General features: G+C 74.0%; 1 protein-coding gene. It reads right to left on the bottom strand.

From position 1 onward, the window contains the following. The coding region (locus SLW56_RS20815; protein ID WP_320695410.1) for an AMP-binding protein at positions 1 to 447 on the bottom strand (447 nt) is incomplete at both ends.

The following is a 447-nucleotide window of genomic DNA, read 5'->3' as shown; positions in this document are numbered from 1 at the left end:
AAGGCCAGGCGCTCGTCCGGATAACCCGGGTCCAGCGGCACATACACCGCACCGGCCTTCATGGTGCCGAGCACGCTGGCGACCATGTCCAGGCTGCGTGGCTGGCATACGCCGACGCGGTCGCCGGGAACCACCCCGGCCGCCAGCAGGGCGCGCGCCAGCTGGTTGCTGCGCGCCTCCAGTCCGGCATGGTCCAGCACCCGGCCCTCCAGCAACAGCGCTGGAGCGGCCCCGCGCTGCTGCGCCTGGGTCGCCAGCCACTGCGGCAGCAGCGGCGCCGGCCGCTGCAGTGGCTGCGCCTCGGCCAGCGACGCCAGTTCGGCCAGTTCGTCCTCGCCGACCAGCGGCAATGCCTGCACCGGCGTGCTCGGATCGGCCACCGCGGCCTGCAGCAGCGTCCCGAAGCTGGCCGCCATGCGCGCGATCGTGGCCGGCGCGAACAGATCG

It is taken from the genome of Xanthomonas sp. LF07-6 (assembly GCF_034105445.1).
GTDB classification, from domain to species: Bacteria; Pseudomonadota; Gammaproteobacteria; order Xanthomonadales; family Xanthomonadaceae; genus Xanthomonas_A; species Xanthomonas_A sontii.
The sequence above is the reverse complement of the archived record's forward strand: the minus strand, read 5'-3'. Positions and strand labels throughout refer to the sequence as shown.